The sequence below is a fragment of the Xenorhabdus hominickii genome (genome assembly GCF_002632725.1).
Classification (GTDB): Bacteria; Pseudomonadota; Gammaproteobacteria; order Enterobacterales; family Enterobacteriaceae; genus Xenorhabdus; species Xenorhabdus hominickii.
On the sequence record NZ_NJAI01000014.1, the window covers coordinates 37758 to 40590 of the forward strand.

Genomic DNA, 2833 nt, shown 5'->3' on the forward strand with positions numbered 1-2833 from the left:
GCCCCCGTCGCCGGGATGCACCCGAATACCTAAAGCCATTTATATTTCTCCCACTTTAATTCGCAACGTACCGCTACCATCAAAGACCGCCAGTCCGGTGTGGTCGAGGGCTATTCGTGCCCGGCCTGAAATCCCTTTCATCTCAAACGCGCCATTCTTCGGCAGGTTCCAGCCGCTGTGAGGCCAGTTATCCGAACGAATGCCGTCCGCAATTTTTGCCATCGTGATGGAGGCATCTTTGATTTTTGCCCCGTCAATCACCGCCGTGCCGAGAAAGGCTTCCCGGATAAAGACCTGCCCGTCCTTAATCATGAATACCGAGTCCAGTTTGCCATTGACCGGATTCAATACAGAGAACTGGTTTGCTCTGACCGCGAAGTGGGTTTCCACCCGGCCATTTTTCACCTCGGCCCCAATGGCCATACCCGCACCATAATATTGTCCCTGATAATTCACCCCAGCCCCGATATCCTTGAGGGCATAGCCGTTTCCGTCGATGTCAAAGACGGCGGTGGCCTTAGTGCGAATGACCGCCGATTGATCCCTGAATTGCACCTGTACACGCTGCTCGCTCTCGGCAAAAGAGGAATCCAGTTTGATCAGGGCTTGTTGGTTCGCCAGAATAGAAGCGCGATTTTCCCCGACGTTGGCGTTCACTTCCTGAATGGATTGCGCCCACGAGGTTTGAGCATCCACAAAAACCCGGTCAATACGCGAAATTTCCGCCTTGTTCTCGCCGTCTTTGACCATCAACTGAACGGCCGTTTGCTGAATCGCCGCCCCGTTAATCAGGTCAGCTTCGGCCTGATAATCCAGTTGCTCTTGTATCCGCTTGCCCGCTGCGGTGGTGAGGAAGGTATTGCCGGTTGCCGCCAGTATCCAACTGGTATCTGTTGAAGACTCGCCCCGGATAAACGCGGTCCACGGGGAGGGATTGCCGGATTTGTCCACCAGCCGCGCCCGGAAGTAGAAGGCCCTCCCCGCGGCCAGCCCCGGCATCGTGTGCGTTCGTTGGGGGTAGGGAATATCGGCCAGCAACATCAGCCCTTCCCCGTCATTCGTCGGGCTGTACTGGAGTTCGGTTTTCAGCGTGTCGTCAGTATTGGGGGCAAAGCCCCAGTCCAGCTGGATACCAAAGATAATCGGCGTGGCTGTAAAGCCCAGCGGAACCGGCGGGTTACCGGCTTTCCCTTTCAGGTCGGTTTCCGGCGCATTGGCCCAGAGGCTGGATATCTCAGCGGCATTAATGGCCCTCACCCGCGCCTGATAGCGGCCAGCATAGATGTTGGGCACTTCAACCCCTTGCGTGGAAGTCCTCGGGGCGGCTATCCAGTTGCCGTTATCCCGTCGCCATTCGGCTTCATACGCAATCGCACTTTCTGCCGCCTCCCATGTCACGCGCAAGGTCGTGACCGCAATCCCCTGATTGACGACCGAGTAATTGCTGAGTGTGACGTTCTTCGGTGGCGGCTGCACACCCGGCGGGATCACGGAAATGGGCCGCTCATCAAGGCGCGTGCCGGTGTCAATGTGGGTGTATTTATCCGGGTTGTGCTCAACGGCAGTGATTTCAAAAGATACCCCGTCTTCCCCCTCTTTGATGCCGGTCACCCGGAATAGCTGGAGAGCGAGGTCAGCCGCATCAATCGCCCAGATGTTTTCAGGGGCAGGAATTTCTGAATAACCGGTGGTGACCGTGATCACCGTTCCCTTCACCGCCTGAATAGTGCGCCCCTCGGCTTTGCCCGACGGCAGGTTCAGGATTAACCGCTCGCCCACTTGTGCCGAAGACACTCTGTCCAGCGTGATATTACGTCCATCAGCCGCGCTGATACGCCCACCCAGTACGCGACCGGAGAAGGTTTCATCCGCCACCCCGATAATATAACCGGGCAACGGAATTCGGCCCTCCAGCCCCACGGTAAAGGTGACCATCCGGTCATACTGGTTGGTATACAGTACCCACTTGCCGCGCCGCTGGGCCTCACTCTGCCGGGTGCAGCCGATTGCGGTGATATCCGCCTGTTTCACCTGATACCGGCGCATTAACTGAGGGTCGAAGACCGCTTCCACGGCATCCTGATAACCGTTCTGCGGATCTGACCAGCTCACCATGGCGGTGGAATAATGGGTTTTCTCGCTGGCACTGGAATAGGTAAATTTACCGTCCCGCACGTTGGCACGGGTGAAGTTTAAATCCACCGTGCGCGGCATATCCGCCAGCACATTCATGTTATTGTTCGCCCAGAAGGTCATGCCGTTGAAGATGCCGACAATATCCCGCAGGACAGTCCAGGCGTCCTCCTGCGACTGGATATAGACATTGCAGGTGTGCCTCGGCTCCATCCCCCCTTTGCCATCCGGCACCGGCTGGTCACAGTGCCGGGCAATGCGGTACAGGTCCCATTTTGCCAGCGCCAGATTCTCGGCTTTCACCCGGGTACCAATACTGAACCGGTCATTGATCATCAGGTCATACAGTATCCACGCCGGATTGTCTGTCCACGCCCATTTAAAGGCGCCTGACCACACCCCCGAATAGGTGCGACTGTCCGGATCATAATTATCCGGCACCCGGATAATCCGCATCTTAGGTTCACAGGAGACCTGCGGGATATTGCGAAACTGTTTGGCATCAAACTGAACGAATAACAGGGCCGTTTCCGGGTAGCTTAATTTGGCGTCGATCACCTCGGTGATGGCTTCAACGACCATGGCATCGGCAATCCGGTTGCTGGTCTGTTTGGGGGTCAGGCGGCGAACCCGCACCTGCCAGCCAGAATGGGCTTTGGGTAAATCGACGCGGTGTGACCGTTCATATTTGGTCGTGGTC

Annotated in this window: 1 protein-coding gene; it reads right to left on the reverse strand. The window is 56.7% G+C overall.

Features of this window, described 5'->3' with window-relative positions; genetic code table 11:
• Nucleotides 1-39: 39 nt before the first annotated feature.
• Nucleotides 40-2833: TipJ family phage tail tip protein (locus Xhom_RS23995; RefSeq protein WP_099139796.1), on the reverse strand; the 2794-nt coding region annotated here is incomplete at its 5' end.